Annotated in this window: 17 protein-coding genes and 1 pseudogene; 10 read left to right on the top strand and 8 right to left on the bottom strand. The window is 71.3% G+C overall.

Annotation, left to right across the window (positions count from 1 at the left end):
* Nucleotides 1-185 precede the first annotated feature (185 nt).
* The gene (locus tag ABZ833_RS06845) at nucleotides 186-1,757 is read left to right on the top strand and encodes a carboxylesterase family protein (RefSeq protein WP_361042089.1); all 1,572 of its coding nucleotides are present in this window, start codon (nucleotides 186-188) and stop codon (nucleotides 1,755-1,757) included.
* 3 nt (nucleotides 1,758-1,760) lie between these two features.
* Here the strand turns inward: ABZ833_RS06845 and ABZ833_RS06840 are convergent, their stop codons facing one another.
* Nucleotides 1,761-2,288 carry a YceI family protein gene (locus tag ABZ833_RS06840; protein ID WP_361042086.1) on the bottom strand — a complete coding sequence of 176 codons (528 nt, stop codon included), beginning with the start codon at nucleotides 2,286-2,288 and terminating at the stop codon, nucleotides 1,761-1,763.
* A 24-nt stretch (nucleotides 2,289-2,312) separates the two neighbouring features.
* Between ABZ833_RS06840 and ABZ833_RS06835 the strand changes: the two genes are divergently transcribed.
* Together ABZ833_RS06835 and sfnG are read left to right on the top strand one after the other, a co-directional pair.
* Nucleotides 2,313-2,585 carry a putative leader peptide gene (locus tag ABZ833_RS06835; RefSeq protein ID WP_361042083.1) on the top strand — a complete coding sequence of 91 codons (273 nt, stop codon included), beginning with the start codon at nucleotides 2,313-2,315 and terminating at the stop codon, nucleotides 2,583-2,585.
* 164 nt (nucleotides 2,586-2,749) lie between these two features.
* Nucleotides 2,750-3,859 (top strand): dimethylsulfone monooxygenase SfnG, encoded by a 1,110-nt coding sequence (gene sfnG / locus ABZ833_RS06830; RefSeq protein WP_361042080.1) that lies wholly within the window; start codon nucleotides 2,750-2,752, stop codon nucleotides 3,857-3,859.
* 17 nt (nucleotides 3,860-3,876) lie between these two features.
* Here the strand turns inward: sfnG and ABZ833_RS06825 are convergent, their stop codons facing one another.
* Nucleotides 3,877-5,382, bottom strand: coding sequence for a SulP family inorganic anion transporter (locus ABZ833_RS06825; protein ID WP_361042077.1), 1,506 nt, complete (start codon nucleotides 5,380-5,382; stop codon nucleotides 3,877-3,879).
* 256 nt (nucleotides 5,383-5,638) lie between these two features.
* On the opposite strand from ABZ833_RS06825, the gene ABZ833_RS06820 reads away from it, so the two are divergent.
* A complete protein-coding gene (locus tag ABZ833_RS06820; RefSeq protein WP_361042075.1) occupies nucleotides 5,639-6,067 on the top strand; it encodes a MerR family transcriptional regulator in 429 nt (142 codons plus the stop codon).
* Here ABZ833_RS06820 and ABZ833_RS06815 read toward each other — a convergent pair.
* Nucleotides 6,040-6,810, bottom strand: a pseudogene (locus ABZ833_RS06815) (FAD-dependent monooxygenase); the annotation flags it as partial. The gene ABZ833_RS06820 and the pseudogene ABZ833_RS06815 overlap by 28 nt on opposite strands.
* 225 nt (nucleotides 6,811-7,035) lie before the next feature.
* Here ABZ833_RS06815 and ABZ833_RS06810 point away from each other — a divergent pair.
* Together ABZ833_RS06810 and cpt are read left to right on the top strand one after the other, a co-directional pair.
* Entirely contained in the window at nucleotides 7,036-7,446 is a 411-nt protein-coding gene (locus ABZ833_RS06810; RefSeq protein ID WP_249591962.1) for a hypothetical protein, read from the top strand.
* A 50-nt stretch (nucleotides 7,447-7,496) separates the two neighbouring features.
* Entirely contained in the window at nucleotides 7,497-8,039 is a 543-nt protein-coding gene (gene cpt, locus ABZ833_RS06805) for a chloramphenicol phosphotransferase CPT (RefSeq protein ID WP_361042073.1), read from the top strand.
* Between the two features lie 161 nt (nucleotides 8,040-8,200).
* Here cpt and ABZ833_RS06800 read toward each other — a convergent pair whose 3' ends face one another.
* Entirely contained in the window at nucleotides 8,201-8,551 is a 351-nt protein-coding gene (locus ABZ833_RS06800) for a PRC-barrel domain-containing protein (protein WP_249591960.1), read from the bottom strand.
* 424 nt (nucleotides 8,552-8,975) lie between these two features.
* Here ABZ833_RS06800 and ABZ833_RS06795 point away from each other — a divergent pair, with 424 nt between their 5' ends.
* The 3 genes from ABZ833_RS06795 to ABZ833_RS06785 are packed head-to-tail and all read left to right on the top strand — an operon-like array spanning nucleotide 8,976 to nucleotide 11,089.
* Nucleotides 8,976-9,692 (top strand): HemK2/MTQ2 family protein methyltransferase, encoded by a 717-nt coding sequence (locus ABZ833_RS06795; RefSeq protein ID WP_361042071.1) that lies wholly within the window; start codon nucleotides 8,976-8,978, stop codon nucleotides 9,690-9,692.
* The gene (locus ABZ833_RS06790; protein ID WP_361042069.1) at nucleotides 9,676-9,972 is read left to right on the top strand and encodes a CDGSH iron-sulfur domain-containing protein; all 297 of its coding nucleotides are present in this window, start codon (nucleotides 9,676-9,678) and stop codon (nucleotides 9,970-9,972) included. The genes ABZ833_RS06795 and ABZ833_RS06790 overlap by 17 nt, the downstream gene beginning before the upstream one ends.
* A gap of 13 nt (nucleotides 9,973-9,985) precedes the next feature.
* Nucleotides 9,986-11,089 (top strand): iron-containing redox enzyme family protein, encoded by a 1,104-nt coding sequence (locus ABZ833_RS06785; RefSeq protein ID WP_361042067.1) that lies wholly within the window; start codon nucleotides 9,986-9,988, stop codon nucleotides 11,087-11,089.
* On the opposite strand, the gene ABZ833_RS06780 is transcribed toward ABZ833_RS06785, so the two are convergent.
* Complete coding sequence (locus ABZ833_RS06780) at nucleotides 11,055-12,077, bottom strand: MerR family transcriptional regulator (RefSeq protein WP_361042064.1); 1,023 nt, start codon at nucleotides 12,075-12,077, stop codon at nucleotides 11,055-11,057. The genes ABZ833_RS06785 and ABZ833_RS06780 overlap by 35 nt on opposite strands.
* A gap of 154 nt (nucleotides 12,078-12,231) precedes the next feature.
* Between ABZ833_RS06780 and ABZ833_RS06775 the strand changes: the two genes are divergently transcribed.
* Entirely contained in the window at nucleotides 12,232-12,822 is a 591-nt protein-coding gene (locus ABZ833_RS06775; RefSeq protein ID WP_361042062.1) for a sigma-70 family RNA polymerase sigma factor, read from the top strand.
* Between the two features lie 242 nt (nucleotides 12,823-13,064).
* Here the strand turns inward: ABZ833_RS06775 and ABZ833_RS06770 are convergent, their stop codons facing one another.
* From ABZ833_RS06770 to ABZ833_RS06760, 3 genes are all read right to left on the bottom strand, one after another.
* The gene (locus tag ABZ833_RS06770; protein ID WP_361042059.1) at nucleotides 13,065-13,775 is read right to left on the bottom strand and encodes a C39 family peptidase; all 711 of its coding nucleotides are present in this window, start codon (nucleotides 13,773-13,775) and stop codon (nucleotides 13,065-13,067) included.
* 66 nt (nucleotides 13,776-13,841) lie between these two features.
* A complete protein-coding gene (locus tag ABZ833_RS06765; RefSeq protein WP_361042056.1) occupies nucleotides 13,842-14,525 on the bottom strand; it encodes a peptidoglycan-binding protein in 684 nt (227 codons plus the stop codon).
* A gap of 184 nt (nucleotides 14,526-14,709) precedes the next feature.
* The gene (locus ABZ833_RS06760) at nucleotides 14,710-15,693 is read right to left on the bottom strand and encodes a winged helix-turn-helix domain-containing protein (protein ID WP_361043130.1); all 984 of its coding nucleotides are present in this window, start codon (nucleotides 15,691-15,693) and stop codon (nucleotides 14,710-14,712) included.
* Nucleotides 15,694-15,817 lie beyond the last annotated feature (124 nt).

The raw sequence follows: 15,817 nt of genomic DNA, 5'->3' as shown, positions 1-15,817 counted from the left end.
TTCACAGCCATGCCCCGAGTCCATCACGCGCGTCACGCGGATGCACGGACGCCCCGCCCGTCCCTAAATCGCTGGCGCGGCGTCCGGACGCGGCGGGATGCTCCCCAGTGTCCGGAGCCGCATCCGCTTCCGTGTCTGCGGGAAGCCTGCGATCGCGTTCCCGCCCGGCCACAGAGGGAGTTGTGATGACCGATGTCGCGTCGGAGCCGTCCGGGCCCGACCCCGAGGTCCGCGCGGTGGCCGGAGCGCTGCGCGGCACGCGGGAGGCGGGGGTGGCGGTCTTCCGTGGCATCCCCTTCGCCGACCCACCGGTCGGCCCTCTGCGTTTCGCCGCGCCGCGGCCTGTGCGGGGATGGGACGGCGTTCGTGCGGCGAGGTCGTACGGGCCGCCGCCCCCGCAGGGCGACCACTTCGGGATGGCCGCGCTGGCGCAGGAAGTGGCGGGCGACGACTGGCTGACGGTGAATGTCTGGTCACCCGCGCCGGACCCGAGCTCGAGCGCGGACCCGGGCTCGAGCGCGGACCGGGACGCGAGGCTGCCGGTGATGGTGTGGATCCAGGGCGGCGCCTACACGATCGGCATGTCCGGTCTTCCCGAGTACGACGGCTGCCGCCTCGCGCGCGAAGGCGGAGTCGTCGTGGTGACGTTCAACTACCGGGTGGGACTTGAGGGGTTCGGGCAGATCGAGGGGGCGCCCGCCAACCGGGGGCTGCTCGACCAGGTCGCCGCTCTGGAGTGGGTGCGTGACAACATCCGGGCCTTCGGCGGCGACCCGGCCCGCGTCACGGTCTTCGGCCAGTCGGCGGGCGCCGGGTCGGTCGCCGCGCTCCTCGCGATGCCGTGTGCCGCCGGGCTCTTCGGCCGGGCCGTCGCGCAGAGTGCGCAGGGCACGTTCTTCTCGCCGGAGCTCGCCGCCGACATCGCGTCCGCCTGCGCCGCCGAGCTGGGGCTGAGGCCTACGGTGGCCGACCTGTCCGCGGTGGACCCGGTCCTGCTGTCGGCCGCCGGTGACGCGGTGGGCGCCAAGATGGGCCAGTGGGCGGAGTGTTGGGGGCTGCCGGCGCACAGGTCGATCGTGTTCTCACCGGTCGTCGTCGAGGGCGGTGCGCTGCCGGTCACTCCTTGGCAGGCCCTCGCCGACGGCGCAGGCCGCGGCATCGAGCTCCTCGTCGGCCACACCCGCGACGAACAGCGGCTGCTCACCGCCCTCGACGGTCTGCTCGGCCAGGTGACGCAGGAGCAGGCGGAGACCGCGCTGCGCGTCTTTAGCCCCGGTCAGGACGGCGCGCGCCGCTACCGCGACGGCTTCCCGGCCGCGGGCCCGGACGAGTTGCACGAACTGGTCCAGTCCGACTTCCTGTTCCGTATGCCGAGCCTCCACCTCGCCCAGGCCCAGACCGCCGCCGGTGGTCGCGCCCACGTCTACGAACTGACCTGGCCCGCCCCGGGCATGGACGGCGTCCTCGGCGCCTGCCACGGCCTCGATGTGCCCCTGGTCTTCGGCAACCTGGACCGCGGCCGGCCTGCCGCCCTGATCGGTGAGGGTCCGCCCGCGGAGGCAGAGGCGCTGTCCGCCCGCATGCGCGCCGCCTGGACGTCGTTCGCGGCGAACGGCGATCCCGGCTGGCCCGCGTACGACAGCGGGCAACGCCTCGTGCAGCTCTTCGACACCCGGCCTGCTGTGACCACGTACCCGGAGGAATCCTCCCGCAGGATCTGGCAGGACCACATCTTCCCCGTCCTGCCCCTGCGTTGACCGTCAGCCGACGGCGACCGCCACGACGGCGAGGTGGATCTCCAGGCGCCGGCCGGTCACGCCCTTCGCCGTGGTCACGCCGAACGCGTACCTGTCGACGGTGGCCGTGCCCTCGGCGGTCAGCCGCTCGCCGTCCGGCACGACCGCGCCGATGGTGACGGCGACGGATTGCGTGATGCCTCGCACCGTCAACTCCCCTTGCAGCACTGCCGTTCCCGTCTCGGATTGCGCCACCCGCAGGCCGCGGAACGCGATCTGCGGATACGTGGCCGCGTCGAGATAGTCGGCGGACGCGACGTGCCGGTCACGGCGCCCCAGACCCGAGTCGAAGCTGTCCGCCCGGATCGTCACCTCCGCCGAGGACTTCTCGACGGGATCGGCCACGGTGATCTGCCCCCGGCCGATGCCGAAGGTGCCCCGCACCGGGAAGAGGCCGAACACCGTGCGCGTCCGGAACCGCACCGTCGAAGCCTTCTCGTCGATCTCGTACGTGCCGCTCTCCGGCACCTTCTGATCCCTTTGAGTCTTCACAACACCCATCGTTCCCGCGGGGCGATGCGGAGTGCAGATCCGGATGTCGCCGATCCCCCGGTACAAATGTCATCGGTCCCGGCGCCGGGTGAAAGGGGTGCCCTATCAGCCCCTCGACAATGCCGAATCGACCCCGCGCGGCATCGCTCGCTACCGTGTGAGCAGCCCGAGGTCTCCGCACCGTCCGCTGTGCGGGATCCGGCCTTGTCCAGCGAGGAGTTGATCGATATGCGCAGGCTCACCCAGCGCCGCCACATCGACCTCGGACGTCTCGCCGGCGCCTTCTGTCGCCGCTGACCTCCGGCCTCCGCTCGGCCCTTCCCTTCAGCAGCGCCGCGTGATCAACGCTGCGTGATCCACGCGCCCTGACGTACGCCGCTTCGGCCCTCTCTGCCGTCTCGTCCTGCCGTCTCGTCCTGCCCTGCCGTCTCGTCCTGCCCCGCGCCCCCCAGGAGCTCCCCATGCCCTTCCCCCTTGCCTCCCCCGAGCCCGCGCGCTTCGCGTACTGGGTGCCCAACGTCAGCGGTGGCCTCGTCACCAGCAAGATCGAGCAGCGCACCGACTGGGGCTACGACTACAACCGCGAACTGGCCGTACTCGCCGAGAACAACGGCTTCGAGTACGCCCTCAGCCAGGTGCGCTACATGGCGAGCTACGGCGCCGAGTTCCAGCACGAGTCGACGAGTTTCAGCCTCGCCCTGCTGCTCGCCACCGAGCGCCTCAAGGTGATCGCCGCCGTCCATCCGGGCCTGTGGCACCCGGGGGTGCTCGCCAAGCTCGGCGCGACCGCGGACCAGCTGTCGGGCGGGCGCTTCGCCGTCAACGTGGTCAGCGGCTGGTTCAAGGACGAGTTCACCGCACTCGGTGAGCCCTGGCTGGAGCACGACGAGCGCTACCGCCGCTCGGAGGAGTTCATCCGGGCGCTGCGCGCGGTCTGGACCGAGGACCACGCCGAGCTGGCCGGTGACTTCTACCGGATCCGCGACTTCTCTCTCAAGCCCAAGCCCCTCAACACCCCCGAGCGCCCGCACCCGGAGATCTTCCAGGGCGGCAACTCCACCGCCGCCCGCTCCATGGCGGGCCGCGTCTCCGACTGGTACTTCTCCAACGGCAAGGACTTCGACGGCGTCACCGAGCAGATCCAGGACGTACGTTCTTCGGCCACCGCCGCGGGACGCGCGGCGCCCCGGTTCGGCCTCAACGGCTTCCTCATCGCCCGCGACACCGAGGCCGAGGCCCGCGAGACGCTCCGCGAGATCGTCGCCAAGGCCGATTCAGATGCGGTGGAGGGCTTCGGCGCCGCCGTCAGGCAGGCAGGCCGGTCCGCCGCCGACGGCAAGGGCATGTGGCAGGACTCCGGCTTCGAGGACCTCGTCCAGTACAACGACGGGTTCCGTACGGGTCTGATCGGCACCCCGGAGCAGATCGCGGAGCGCATCGTCGCCTACAAGCGCCTGGGCGTGGACCTCTTCCTCCTTGGCTTCCTGCACTACCTCGAAGAGGTCGAGTACTTCGGCAAGAAGGTGCTCCCGATCGTCCGCGAACTCGAGGCCGCATCGGCCGCCCGCTGACACAGCCTCAGGGACGGTCAGTGGCCGCCGGTGAGTTCGCCGCTGAGCTTCTCGTGGATCTGGGCGCTCGGCTTGTTCAGGCCGATGATCTCCACCGTCTTGCCGCGCTGGGCGTACTTGGTCTCGATCGCGTCCAGGGCGGCGACGGAGGAGGCGTCCCAGATGTGGGCGGCGGTCAGGTCGACGACGACCTTGTCGGGGTCGCCCGCGTAGTCGAACCGTCCGACGAGGTCGTTGGCGGAGGCGAAGAACAGCTCGCCGGTGACGGAGTAGGTCACGCTGCCGTCGGCATGGTCGGTGACGGCCGTGACCTCGGCGACGTGGGCGACGCGCTTGGCGAAGATGACCATCGCCGTGACGGATCCCGCGACCACGCCGACGGCGAGGTTGTGCGTGGCGACCACGCACGCCACGGTGACGACCATGACCGTGATCTCGCCGGCGGGCAGCCGCCGGAGCGTCTTCGGCGCGATGGAGTGCCAGTCGAAGGTCGCGAAGCAGACCATCACCATCACGGCGACCAGGGCGGCCATCGGGATGTCGGAGACGACGGGTCCGAAGACGATGCACAGGACCATCAGGAAGGCGCCCGCGAGGAAGGTGGACAGGCGGGTGCGGGCCCCTGACACCTTCACGTTGATCATCGTCTGGCCGATCATGGCGCAGCCGCCCATGCCGCCGAAGAAGCCGGTGACGATGTTGGCGATGCCCTGGCCGATGGACTCGCGGGTCTTGGAGGAGCGGGTGTCGGTGATGTCGTCGACGAGCTTGGCGGTCATCAGGGACTCCATCAGGCCGACCAGCGCCATGGCGAGCGCGTAGGGCGCGACGGTCGTCAACGTGTCCATGGTGAAGGGCACATCGGGCAGGCCGGGCACCGGCAGGGAGGACGGCAGTTCGCCCTTGTCGCCGACGGTCGGCACCGCGATCCCGGCGGCCACGGTGATCGCGGTGAGGACGACGATGGAGACGAGAGGGGCCGGGATCACCTTGGTGACCTTCGGGAAGAACACCATGAGGCCGAGACCGGCCGCGATCAGCGGGTAGACGGGCCAGGGCACGTCGTGCATCTCGGGGACCTGCGCCATGAAGATCAGGATGGCGAGGGAGTTCACGAAGCCGACCATCACGCTGCGGGGCACGAACCGCATCAGCTTGGCCACGCCGAGCGCGCCGAGCGCGATCTGGAAGACACCGGCCAGGATCACGGCCGCGACGAGATACCCGAAGCCGTGCTCGCGGTTGAGCGGCGCGATGACCAGGGCCACGGCGCCGGTCGCCGCCGAGATCATCGCGCGGCGGCCGCCGACGACGGAGATGGTCACGGCCATCGTGAAGGACGCGAACAGACCGATCGCGGGGTCGACCCCGGCGATGATGGAGAACGAGATCGCCTCGGGGATGAGCGCGAGCGCGACCACCAGACCAGCGAGCACCTCGGTGCGCCAGACCTTCGGGTCGGACAGCCAGTCGGGGCGCAGGCCACGCAGCCGGGCGGCCGGGGACGGTGCGGACGTGGACAAAAGAGGTACCTGTCGTGCTCGGGCAGCGCCTGGCATCACCCTGGGCGTGCGGAAAGGGGCCGGAAGCGCTGCGATCGGCGGCTGCGACACGGCTGAGGTCGCGGAAGGTGTGTCCCGCACCATGGAGCGGGGGCGGCACGCGAGCCGATCCCGGCACCCGCAGACCCTACCCTAACGTTACGGTAGAGATCGAAGGCGGTCCGCCAGGGCCGCGACGAGCAACGGGCAAGCAACGAACGACAAGGAAGGCAGCCGCGTGGGCAGCGAGCACATGCAGATCGGTGAGGTCGCCGCACGGACCGAGCTGTCGCTGCGCACCATCCGTCATTACGAGGACACCGGCCTGGTCATCCCGTCCGCCCGCTCCCAGGGCGGTTTCCGCCTCTATACCGAGGCCGACGTCGCCCGTCTGATGGTCATCCGCCGGATGAAGCCGCTCGGCTTCACGCTGGACGAGATGCGCGATCTGCTCGCCACCACCGACCGCCTGGACTCCGGCGACGAGTTGTCGGCCGAGCAGCGCGAGGAGCTCGTGGAGCGGATGCGCGGCTTCGAGCAGGCCACACAGCAGCGGGTGCGTGACCTGCGTACGCAGTTGGCGCGGGCCGAGGAGTTCGCCGCCACGCTGCGCGAACACCTCCCCCGCGACGCAGAGCCTCAGTTGCCGGCGCCCTTCCCGATGTAGAGCTCGGCGAACGCGGCCGCGGCGGCCGGCGAGCGGAGGATCCTGCGCAGCCGGGCGGCCGCGGTGCCCGCCTTGAACGGGTCACCGGACGACGTCCCGTGCAGCAGTTCCGAGAGCCACTGGGAGAACTCCTGGTACTGCCACACCCGCGGCAGACAGGCCTCCGAGTAGCCGTTCAGCTCGGCGTCGTCGCCTTGTGCGCAGTGGGCGACGAGTGCGTCGCCGAGCAGCAGCGCGTCGTGCAGCGCCAGGTTCATGCCCTTCGCGGCGATCGGGGCGGCGAGGTGGGCGGCGTCGCCCGCGAGGTACAGCCGCCCGTGGGACATGGGCTCCAGGACGTAGTTGTGCATGTCGAGGACGCGCTTTTCGATCAGTCGCCCCTCGGTGAGCGGCGGCGCCCCCGCCACCGAGAGGCGGGCGTGCAGCTCGGACCAGACACGCTCGTGCGGCCAGTTCTCGGGGTCGTCGCCGGGCGGGCACTCGAGGTAGTAGCGGGTGACCTCGGGGCTTCGGGCCATGTGGGCGGCGAAGCCGCGCGGATGGAGGCCGAAGACGACGCAGTCCGATGACGGCGGCGCCTCGGCGAGGAGAGCGAGCCAGCCGATGCCGTAGTCGTGCCGGGCGACGGTGGCCCGCTCCGCACCCAGGTAGGCGCGCGTCACGCCGCGCGCGCCGTCGCAGCCCGCGATCGCGTCGCAGTCGATGCGGACGCGCTCGCCCGTCTCCGGGTCCGTGTACGCCACCCGGGAAGCGCCCGGGAAGCCATCCGCACGGTCCGCGCACGAAGGGGCACGTGGGGGCGGCTGCGCCTGGCCGGACCGCGTGCGCCTGATGTGGTGCGACAATCTGCCCGGGACCACGCCCCGTGCCCGATCTCCGGCGCGTCGGTCTCGTTGCGGGAGGCGCCGGTCACGGACGTCCCCGGGGCAGCGGCGCCCCGGCGGACCGGCGGTGGGGAGGAATCGACGGTGGTGGAGTGGCGATACATCGCCAAAGGCGTGCGGGTCGTTCCCGAACCAGTGGCCACGCCCTTCATCTGGACGGGCGCGTACGCGGGCGCCTTCGCACTGGTGACGGTGCTCGATCTGCTCGGCGCGCTCGACCGCACGGGGCTCGCGCTCGCGGCCCTCTCGGTTCTCGCCGCGCTGCTCGGAGTGCGGGGCCGATATGTCGCGGCACCCGGGACGGCCCTGTTGTGCTGGATGCTCCTGAACTTCTTCGCCGCCCATCCCATAGGGGAGATCTCCTGGGCCGGGCACCGGGATCCCGAGTGGATGGCCTGCCTGCTGGCCGCGGCCCTCATCGGCACGACGGCGGGCCGCGTCCTGCACGCGCGCGCCGCGTACCGCCGCATCAGCCCGTACGACGGAACGGGCTGACCCGCCGATATCCGTTTCCCGTGGTGCGCTGATGCTCCTACTGTGGCGCGGTGACGACTCAAGTGATCGTTCTCAATGGTGGTTCAAGCTCGGGGAAGTCCGGCATCGCGCGCTGCCTGCAGGCGGTGCTGCCGGATCCGTGGCTGGCCTTCGGATGCGACACCCTGGTCGACGCGATGCCCGCTTCGATGCAGAGCGCGTCGGAGGGAATCGACTTCGCCGAGGACGGCTCGGTGAGCGTCGGCCCGGAGTTCCGGACGCTGGAGGCGGCGTGGATCGAGGGGATCGCGGCCATGGCCCGCGCCGGAGCCCGGGTCATCGTCGACGAGGTCTTCCTCGGCGGCCCGGCGTCTCAGGAGCGGTGGCGGAAGTCCCTCGGTGATCTGGAAGTGCTGTGGGTCGGTGTCCGCTGTGACGGCGCGGTGGCCGCGGGCCGGGAGACGGCACGGGGCGACCGGGTCGCCGGAATGGCCGCTTCCCAGGCCGAACTGGTCCACCGCGGCGTGCTCTACGACATGGAGGTGGACACGACGCACACCGAGTCCCTGGAGTGCGCGCGGGCCATCGCCGCCCGCGTCTCCTCGGCGGGGTAGCGGCCGCAAGGCCTGACAGATGCCGATCGAGGAAAGCCAATTCCCCGAAAGGGCGGAGCCGTGCCGGAATGCCGGATGGCGTCCGAGGCACCTCGTGCCTCGGACGCCATCGGATTCAGTGCAGCATTCAGCGCACCGGCCTGGTCAGGCCTGCGCGGGGATCAGTGGCCCGGACCGCTGTAGTAGCCGCCGAGCTGATCGCGGTAGGCGGGGTCGCCCAGGTGCTTCTCCTTGTCGAACTCGGGCGCGTTCTTGATCTGCTCCTTGGTGCGCGAGACCAGGATCTTCCGCTCTTCGTGGTCGATGGCGGTGACGGTGCTTGCGGGCAGCAGCACCTCCTTGCCGAAGATCCACACTCCGGTGTCGACGACGATGTACTGGTTGGCGACCTCGCTCGAGTGCTTGTCGACCTTGCCGATGTGCCCGTCCGCGGCCTCGACCTTGTAGCCCGTCAGGTCGTTGTCCGGGCCGTGCCCGGCAGTGGGGCCGTAGCTCCAGATTTCGTTGCTCATCGAGAACTCCTCAATTGGCTTTCCCTGAAAAGCAGGGATTCACATACGGGAGGGGATGATCAACCTCCAACGCACCGGGTGCCCGGCCCGAAAGGGGCCAAACAGAGACTTCCGGCCTCATCTCCGCGGCGCATCCCGCCGGTCGCCCTCGTACCCGTCCAGGGTGGCGTCCGCCCGAAGTGGCCCTCCATGCGCAGCACGCGTACGTCACGGTTCGCCGGGCACATGGGACGACGCCAGTCGCGGGAGCGAGCCCCGAGGACCGAAGGAATCCATGAGGCCAGAGGTGCACCCAGCCGGACCGACGCGTCGCTCTGCGTCATCACCCAAGTGGTGGCGGGTACCGGAACGGCGGAGTGTGGTGAGTGGGCATCGGGGGGAACGGGTTCCGCCCCGTGGGGCCCACAACGACCGGAGGTGCGTGATGGCCGCCGATACTGCCGCACCGGCGGCCTCGGGCCACCTGATGACCTTGCCCGGGGTCTACGCACCGCAGGACGACACGGGCCTCCTGGCGCGCGCACTGTGCCGCGAGGCCATCGGTCCGGGCACGGATGTACTCGACCTCGGTACCGGCAGCGGCGCGCTGGCCGTCCACGCCGCGCGGCTCGGAGCCAGGGTGACGGCCGTGGACATCGCCTGGCGTGCCGTCCTGACCGCCCGCTTCAACGCGAGGCTGAAGCGGCAGCGCATCACCGTCCTGCGGGGCGACCTCACGGCCGCTGTCCCCGGCAGGTCCTACGACTTCGTGGCGAGCAACCCCCCGTATGTGCCCTCCCCCTCCGCCCGGCTGCCGCGGCGCGGCGCGGCGCGCTCCTGGGACGCGGGACGGGACGGCCGCGCGGTGGTCGACCGCATCTGCGACGCGGCCCCCCGAGCGCTGCGCCCCGGAGGCGTGCTGCTCATGGTCCACTCCGCGCTGTGCGACACCGAAGCCACGCTGCGCCGTCTCTCGAAGGCCGGTCTGGAGACCACGGTCGCCGACCGCGCCCTCGTACCGTTCGGCCCCGTCCTGCGCTCGCGCAGGACATTCCTGCGCCGGCAGGGGCTGCTGGGCGACGAAAGCGACGAGAGCGACGAGAGCGACGAGAGCGACGACAACATGGAAGAGCTGGTGGTCATCCGTGCCGAACGCACCTGATCCCGCGCCGAACGCACGGGACCAGCGCCCCCGCCGCGTCACGATCGCCCCCGAAGGTCCCCTGCTCGTCGAGGGGCCCGTCGAAGTGGTCGGGGACGACGGGCGGATCATCGCTTCCCGGCGCTTCAACGCCGCGATCTGCACCTGTCGCCGCAGCCGGACCTACCCGTGGTGCGACACCAGTCACCGCCGACGCGGCAAGCCCGAGGACGAGCCCCCGGCCGACGCCGGGCCGGAGACCGACACCGAGAACCAGGACGAGAGCGGCGAGAACACCTAGGGGGAAGCACCCGATGTCCACCCAGAACCAGAGGCCCTCCCCCGACGACGCTCCCCGTGAGTCGCGCCGCACGAGTCCCGCCCTGCCCGAGCCCCGCGGCGTGCTGTCCCGCCTCGTGGTCACCACCCTGCGCGGCGGGGGGAGTTCGGGGCCGCTGCCCCTCGACACCCACGACGCCGACCCTTACGGAGACGACCTCCAGCTCGCGCTCTACACGCTCTACGAACTGCACTACCAGGGCTTCGACCGCGTCCGCGAGGACCTCGAATGGGACCCGGAGCTGCTCGGCCTGCGCCGCGCGCTCGAAGGGCGCTTTCTCGGCGCCCTGCGCGCCAACTGCCGTTCCACGGACAGCGCCGAACGCGCCCTGGCCGACCTGCTGGTGGAGCCCATCGGCGACAGCCGCACCAGTGTCAGCCACCATCTCCAGCGCGACGGCGAACTGTGGCAGCTGCGTGAGTACGCGGCGGCGCGCTCGCTGTACCACCTCAAGGAGGCCGACCCGCACGCCTGGGTCATCCCCCGGCTGCACGGCCGTGCCAAGGCGGGCATGGTGGCCGTCGAGTTCGACGAGTTCGGTGCCGGGCGCGCCGAGGACATCCATGCCCGGCTGTTCGCCGACCTCATGGAGGACCTCGCGCTGGAGACCGCGTACGGGTACTACCTCGACGCCGCCCCTGGCGAGGTGCTCGCGACGGTCAATCTGATGTCCCTGCTCGGCCTGCACCGGGCGCTGCGCGGTGCGCTGGTGGGGCACTTCGCCGCCGTCGAGGTGACCTCGTCCCCAGGCTCGCGGCGATTGGCCAAGGCCATGCGCAGGAGCGGGGCCGGACCGGCGGCCGAGCGGTTCTACGACGAGCATGTGGAGGCCGACGCCGTGCACGAGCAGGTGGTGCGCCGAGAGGTGATCGGCGGCCTCCTGGCGAGCGAACCCGGCCTCGAGTCCGACGTGGTCTTCGGCATCGAGGCCACGAGCTTCCTCGAGGACCGCCTCGGGGCACGGTTCCTGGCCGCGTGGCATGACGAACGCAGTGCTCTGCGCGCGCCGTTGCCGACGGCTGACCGGCACGGCCACCGAGGCGTCAAGCGGGCGTGCTCTCCCCGCGCACCCGGCTGATCTGGGCCAGCGCCTCCCGCAGGCTGGTGGGCCGCAGCGCACCGCGCACCGCGGGGCCCGCCCAGCCGGGGCCGCCCAGCATGACCACGGAACGGTTCCGGGCGCCCCGTACCCCCCAGCGGGTGTCGGCGATGTGCCGGGCCAGCGGGACGCTCGCGGTGGAGCGGGCCTGCGCCCACAGGACGACGACGGCCGGGCCGGTCCTGCGCACGGCCGCCGACACCGCCTCGACCGGCACGGCCGCGCCGAACATCCGCTGCGGGACGCCGAGTTCGCCCAGCGCCGCGCTGAGCGCCTCCAGCGGAAGGGAGTGCTGTTCACCCGGCACGCAGGCCAGGACGAGGGGTGCGCTCGCGGCAGGGGAGCTCGGCGGGACGGAGGCGACCGGTGCGGTGGCGCTGCGGTGCAGGGTGCGGGAGACCTGCCAGGACAGCAGGTGCTCGACCTCCACATAACGGTCACCGGCCTCCTCCCACCTGCGGCCCACCGCGTGCAGCGTCGGCACCATCACCTCTTGCCACGCGGTGACCAGACTGTGGCTCTCCACCGCGTCGGTCAGCAGGTCCTGCATGGTGGGGGCGTCGAGCCGTACGGCGGCGCGCGACAGGCCGCGCCGCCGGCGGACGAACGTGTCGGGTGACGGCACCGGAGCGGCGCGTGCGGGCCCCCTCTGCCGCGGGACGGCGGCCGGTTCGGGGGCAGGGCGGGAAGCGCCCCCGGGGTCGAGCAGCTTGAGCGCCTGGTGGGCGGCCTCGGCCGGCGGCACCCCCGCGGTGGTGAGACGGCCCATCTCCTCCACCATCGCGACGTCCCGCTCGGACCAGCGACGGTGGTGACCGGGATCGCGCCGGGCGGGTCCCAGGCCGTACCTGCGGTCCCATGTGCGCAACGTCGTCGGTGACACCCCGAGGCGTCGCGCCAGGGCGCCCGTCGTGACGCCTGTACCTGCCGACTCACTGCCCTGACCGCGGTGTTGCCCCTCGCTCATCCGGCCACGATACGACGCACAACCGATGCGAGTTGCGGTCCGCGAGCCACTGTTTCCAGGATGACCGGATCGCGGCCACAGCCACGCCGCGACTGCCCTTTTTCGTTCGGTCGTACGGCGATTGTGATCACCACGAGGAGCTGACGAAGCGTCGATGAGCACACTGGTGCCACAGCCGGTGCGGGCCCCCGTCGGGGAGCGGACCACAGATCTGGCCAGGGGCCCTGCCGGCAGAGACGAAGCGCGCCTCACGGCGGTGTACCGCCGGTGGGGGCCTCTTGTGCAGGCCCTGGCCCAGCGCGCGCTCGGTGACAGCCGTGAGGCGGAGGACATCACGCAGCAGGTGTTCCTCGCCGCCTGGCGCGGCCGGTCCGGCTACCGCCCCGAACTGGGCAGCCCGGCGGCCTGGTTGATCGGCATCACGCGGCACAGGATCGCGGACGCGCTGGCGGCGCGCACCCGCAGGGCGGCGCTCGTCGAGGGTGCCGGGGAGCAGTACGCCGCCATGGATCACCGCGCCCAGGAGGGGATGGACCCGACGGTCGACCGGGCGCTGATGACGGTGGAGTTGGCGAGACTCCCGATGCCGCAGCGGACGGTACTGCGTCTGGCGTACTACGAGGACCTCACCCATCCGCAGATCTCCGAGCGCACCGGTTGGCCGCTGGGCACGGTCAAGAGCCATGCGCGGCGCGGTATCCGCAGTCTGCGCCTCCGCCTGGAGGACGTGCGGGACGGCCGCTGAGAAATTCTTGGACCCCGGTGCATCCGCGCACCCGATCCGGGCGGAAGCAAGGGGTAGTTAGCTCCATATGACCCTGAGGTCGGCGGGATCGCCCGGACCCTGCCTCCTGTTCGGCCTCAGCGGAGTCGGTGCCGCTGAGGCTGTCGTCGTTGCCCCCGGAACGGCGACCGAGCGGGCCGTGGGTGACGCACGTGGTCGTGCGGCGCCACCCACGGCCACCGCTGGCGTCCCGGGGCTCCGGCTCAGGCCGCGTAGCCCTTCGGCGGGATCAGGGTGGCGAGCTGGTCGAAGGAGAGCCAGTAGATCTGGTTGCCGCCGAAGGAGGCGGGGTCGGCGATGAGGACGGTGCGGTTCGCGTCGTCGTAGCCGATGACCGTGAAGTAGTGGTAGATCGTCTGGTCCGACGGGTAGCCGGGCGGCTGATTGCCGGGCGGGGCCACGATGTTGGTCACCAGTGGGTAGTTGTTGTCGATGTCCAGGACGATGTCGTTCCACAGCAGGTCCTTCTGGGCCTGGCTGGGCGGGTCGTTCGGCATCTCCTTGGTCTCGTACCAGCCCGTGCCGAGGTTCGCGTTGAGTACGCCGGTCACCTGGCTGATGTGGTCGGTGCCCGCCTCGGTGGTGCCGAGTTGCGCGGCCAGCGCGCCCTGGCTCGGCGGGGCGATCCGTGCGGACAGGGCGATGCGGGTGGCGGCGGGTCCGCACCAGTAGCCGGTCTCCTGGACCTGGTAGTCGACCGGGAGCGTGTGGGCGCTCTTCGTCCGCGCACCGCCGACGCTCAGTCGGGTGCCGGGTTCGTTCTGTCCGCTGACGACCGCGGTCCCGGCCTTCGAGCCGTGGCCGAGCACGGAAACGCTCTGCGGGTGCGCGGGTTCCGCCTGGGCGGCGGCCGGGGTGACGAGGGCGCCCACCGCGGCTACGGCGATCGCTGTGGAGACAAGTCTCTTGCGCATACGGGCTCCTGGGGTGAGGGGTGAAGCGTGCAGGGGCGTGCGAGATGCGAGGACCGGCGCCTGGGGTCAGGGGATCGGCGGGACCGTGGGCCCTTCCTGGGCGAGCAGGTCGCGGGCGAACTGCTCCCACTGGGCGTAGCGGTCGGGATAGGCCGACACCTGGACGGCCTGGCAGACGTCGCCCGGGGGCATCGTCTGCCAGCCGTCGATCTGGATCAGTCCCGGGTTGCTGCCGAAGGGGGCCACTCCGTAGAAGGACTTGGACGACGTCGCGACGTCGGTGATCTGCTCGGGAGTGCCCCAGCCGGTGCTGGGGCGCTGCTGGAAGATCCCCAGGGAGTCGTGGTCGACCGGCGTCAGGTAGTTGACGAACTTCGACTCCTGCATGGCTGTCATCAGCGCGATGACCAGGCCCTGTTCGGGAATCTGCGCGCCCTTGCCGACACCGATGACGGTGCGCGCGTTGGCGAGTTCCTCGGGCCCGAGGTCGGCCGCGGTCCGGAAGGTCTTGTGCAGTTCGGCATCGGGAGCCTGTCGCAGGGCTCTGGCGGTCGCGCCGTCGACCGAGCCGGTCCGGGGCAGCCCGTGGCGCTCCTGGAACCACTTCAGGCCGTGCCCGGAGGACGCTGCGGAGGCCGTGGGGGCCTCGGCGGCCTGGGCGACGCCTGGCACGGCGCAGAGGGTGCCGACGACGGCGAGTGAGGCGGCCACGGCCGCGCGGCGGGTGAGGATACGAGTAGTAGTGCGCAACGCCACTCCTTCATCGGATCGTCGATGCGTCCCTCGTGCCGCGCCCCGAAGTTCTCAGGTGGACGCGCGTTGAACGCGCGCAGGGCGGGGTGTCGGGACGCAACGCGGTGGGGGGATGCGTGTGCAACTGCCCGGTCAGCTTCCTTGCATGGTCATGCCAGACGCAATGAATGAAAGCCCAGACTTACGACCCGCTGCTGTGCAGCAGCGCACGCCCTTCCGCCGTGGCGACATGGAGGGACCGCCCCGCCCTGCGGACCGTGGTCACCAGGCCCGCCGCGCGCAGCACTTTGACGTGCTGGCTTATCGCCGGGTGGGTGACCGCGAGGAGACGGGCGAGTTCGACCGTGGACGCCCCGGTGCGGACCGCCTTGAGGACGGCGGCGCGCGTGTGCCCGATGAGCGGCCCCAGGGCGCCGTCGTCGGCCGGACGGTCGGGGGGCGTGGGGTGGGTCCAGTCCATCGCGTGGTCGATGGGATACACCAGGACAGGGGGCAGTTCGCCGTCGGCGAGCGTGACGGGCGTGGGCCAGCAGAAGAAGGAGGGCTGCAGGGTGAGCCCCCTGCCGTCGAGCCGCAGGTCCTGCTCCACGGGATAGTCGACCTCCAACACCGGCTGACGCCAGCGCAGTTGAGGCCCCAGACCCGCGAGCAGTCCATCGGTCCCGCCGTCCAGGAGGCTGTGCAGCCGGATGATGCGGTCGGCGTCGATCTGGGCGTGGATGCGCGGCCAGAAGGGCGCGAGCGCCTCCAGGTGGTACGTGTGCAGCGCGTGCCCCAACTGCCGCAGAGCCGCGACGTCACCGCGCGCCAGTGACTCCGTCCAGCCCGGGAGGCGACGCGAGGCGGCCACCCGCGTCAGGTCGGTGCGCAGCCGCATCCGGGGAGTGCGCACGAGGGTGTCGACCGCCGCGTGGAGCGTCTCACCTGCTCCGTGGGTGGGGGTGAGGAAGTCGGGAGAGCAGCCGTGCGGCGGCAGGAGCGGCGAAAGGAGCCGGCAGCTGTCCGAGAGCCGGGGCCTCGCCCAGCGCCGCCACTCCCCGAACACCCTTGCCCCGTCCCGCCGTTGCAGCGTCTGCACGCTGTTGCTGATCTCCCAGAGGAAGTCCGGCCCCGAGGCGACCCGCACCCGCGCCAGGTCCTCGGCCGTGAAGTGCACCCGCAGCATCGCCTGCCTCTCCCCCGTGTGTCCCGGCGCCGCCGCGCGGCAGGGCACCAGGCGATCGTCGCGAGGCGGTCGCTGTCAAGACACCTGAGGACTCTCGGGAGTTGAGGGACCTCCGGACCGCGTG

The sequence above is a fragment of the Streptomyces sp. NPDC047525 genome (assembly GCF_040643025.1).
Classification (GTDB): domain Bacteria; phylum Actinomycetota; class Actinomycetes; order Streptomycetales; family Streptomycetaceae; genus Streptomyces; species Streptomyces durmitorensis.
The sequence above is the reverse complement of the archived record's forward strand: the minus strand, read 5'-3'. Positions and strand labels throughout refer to the sequence as shown.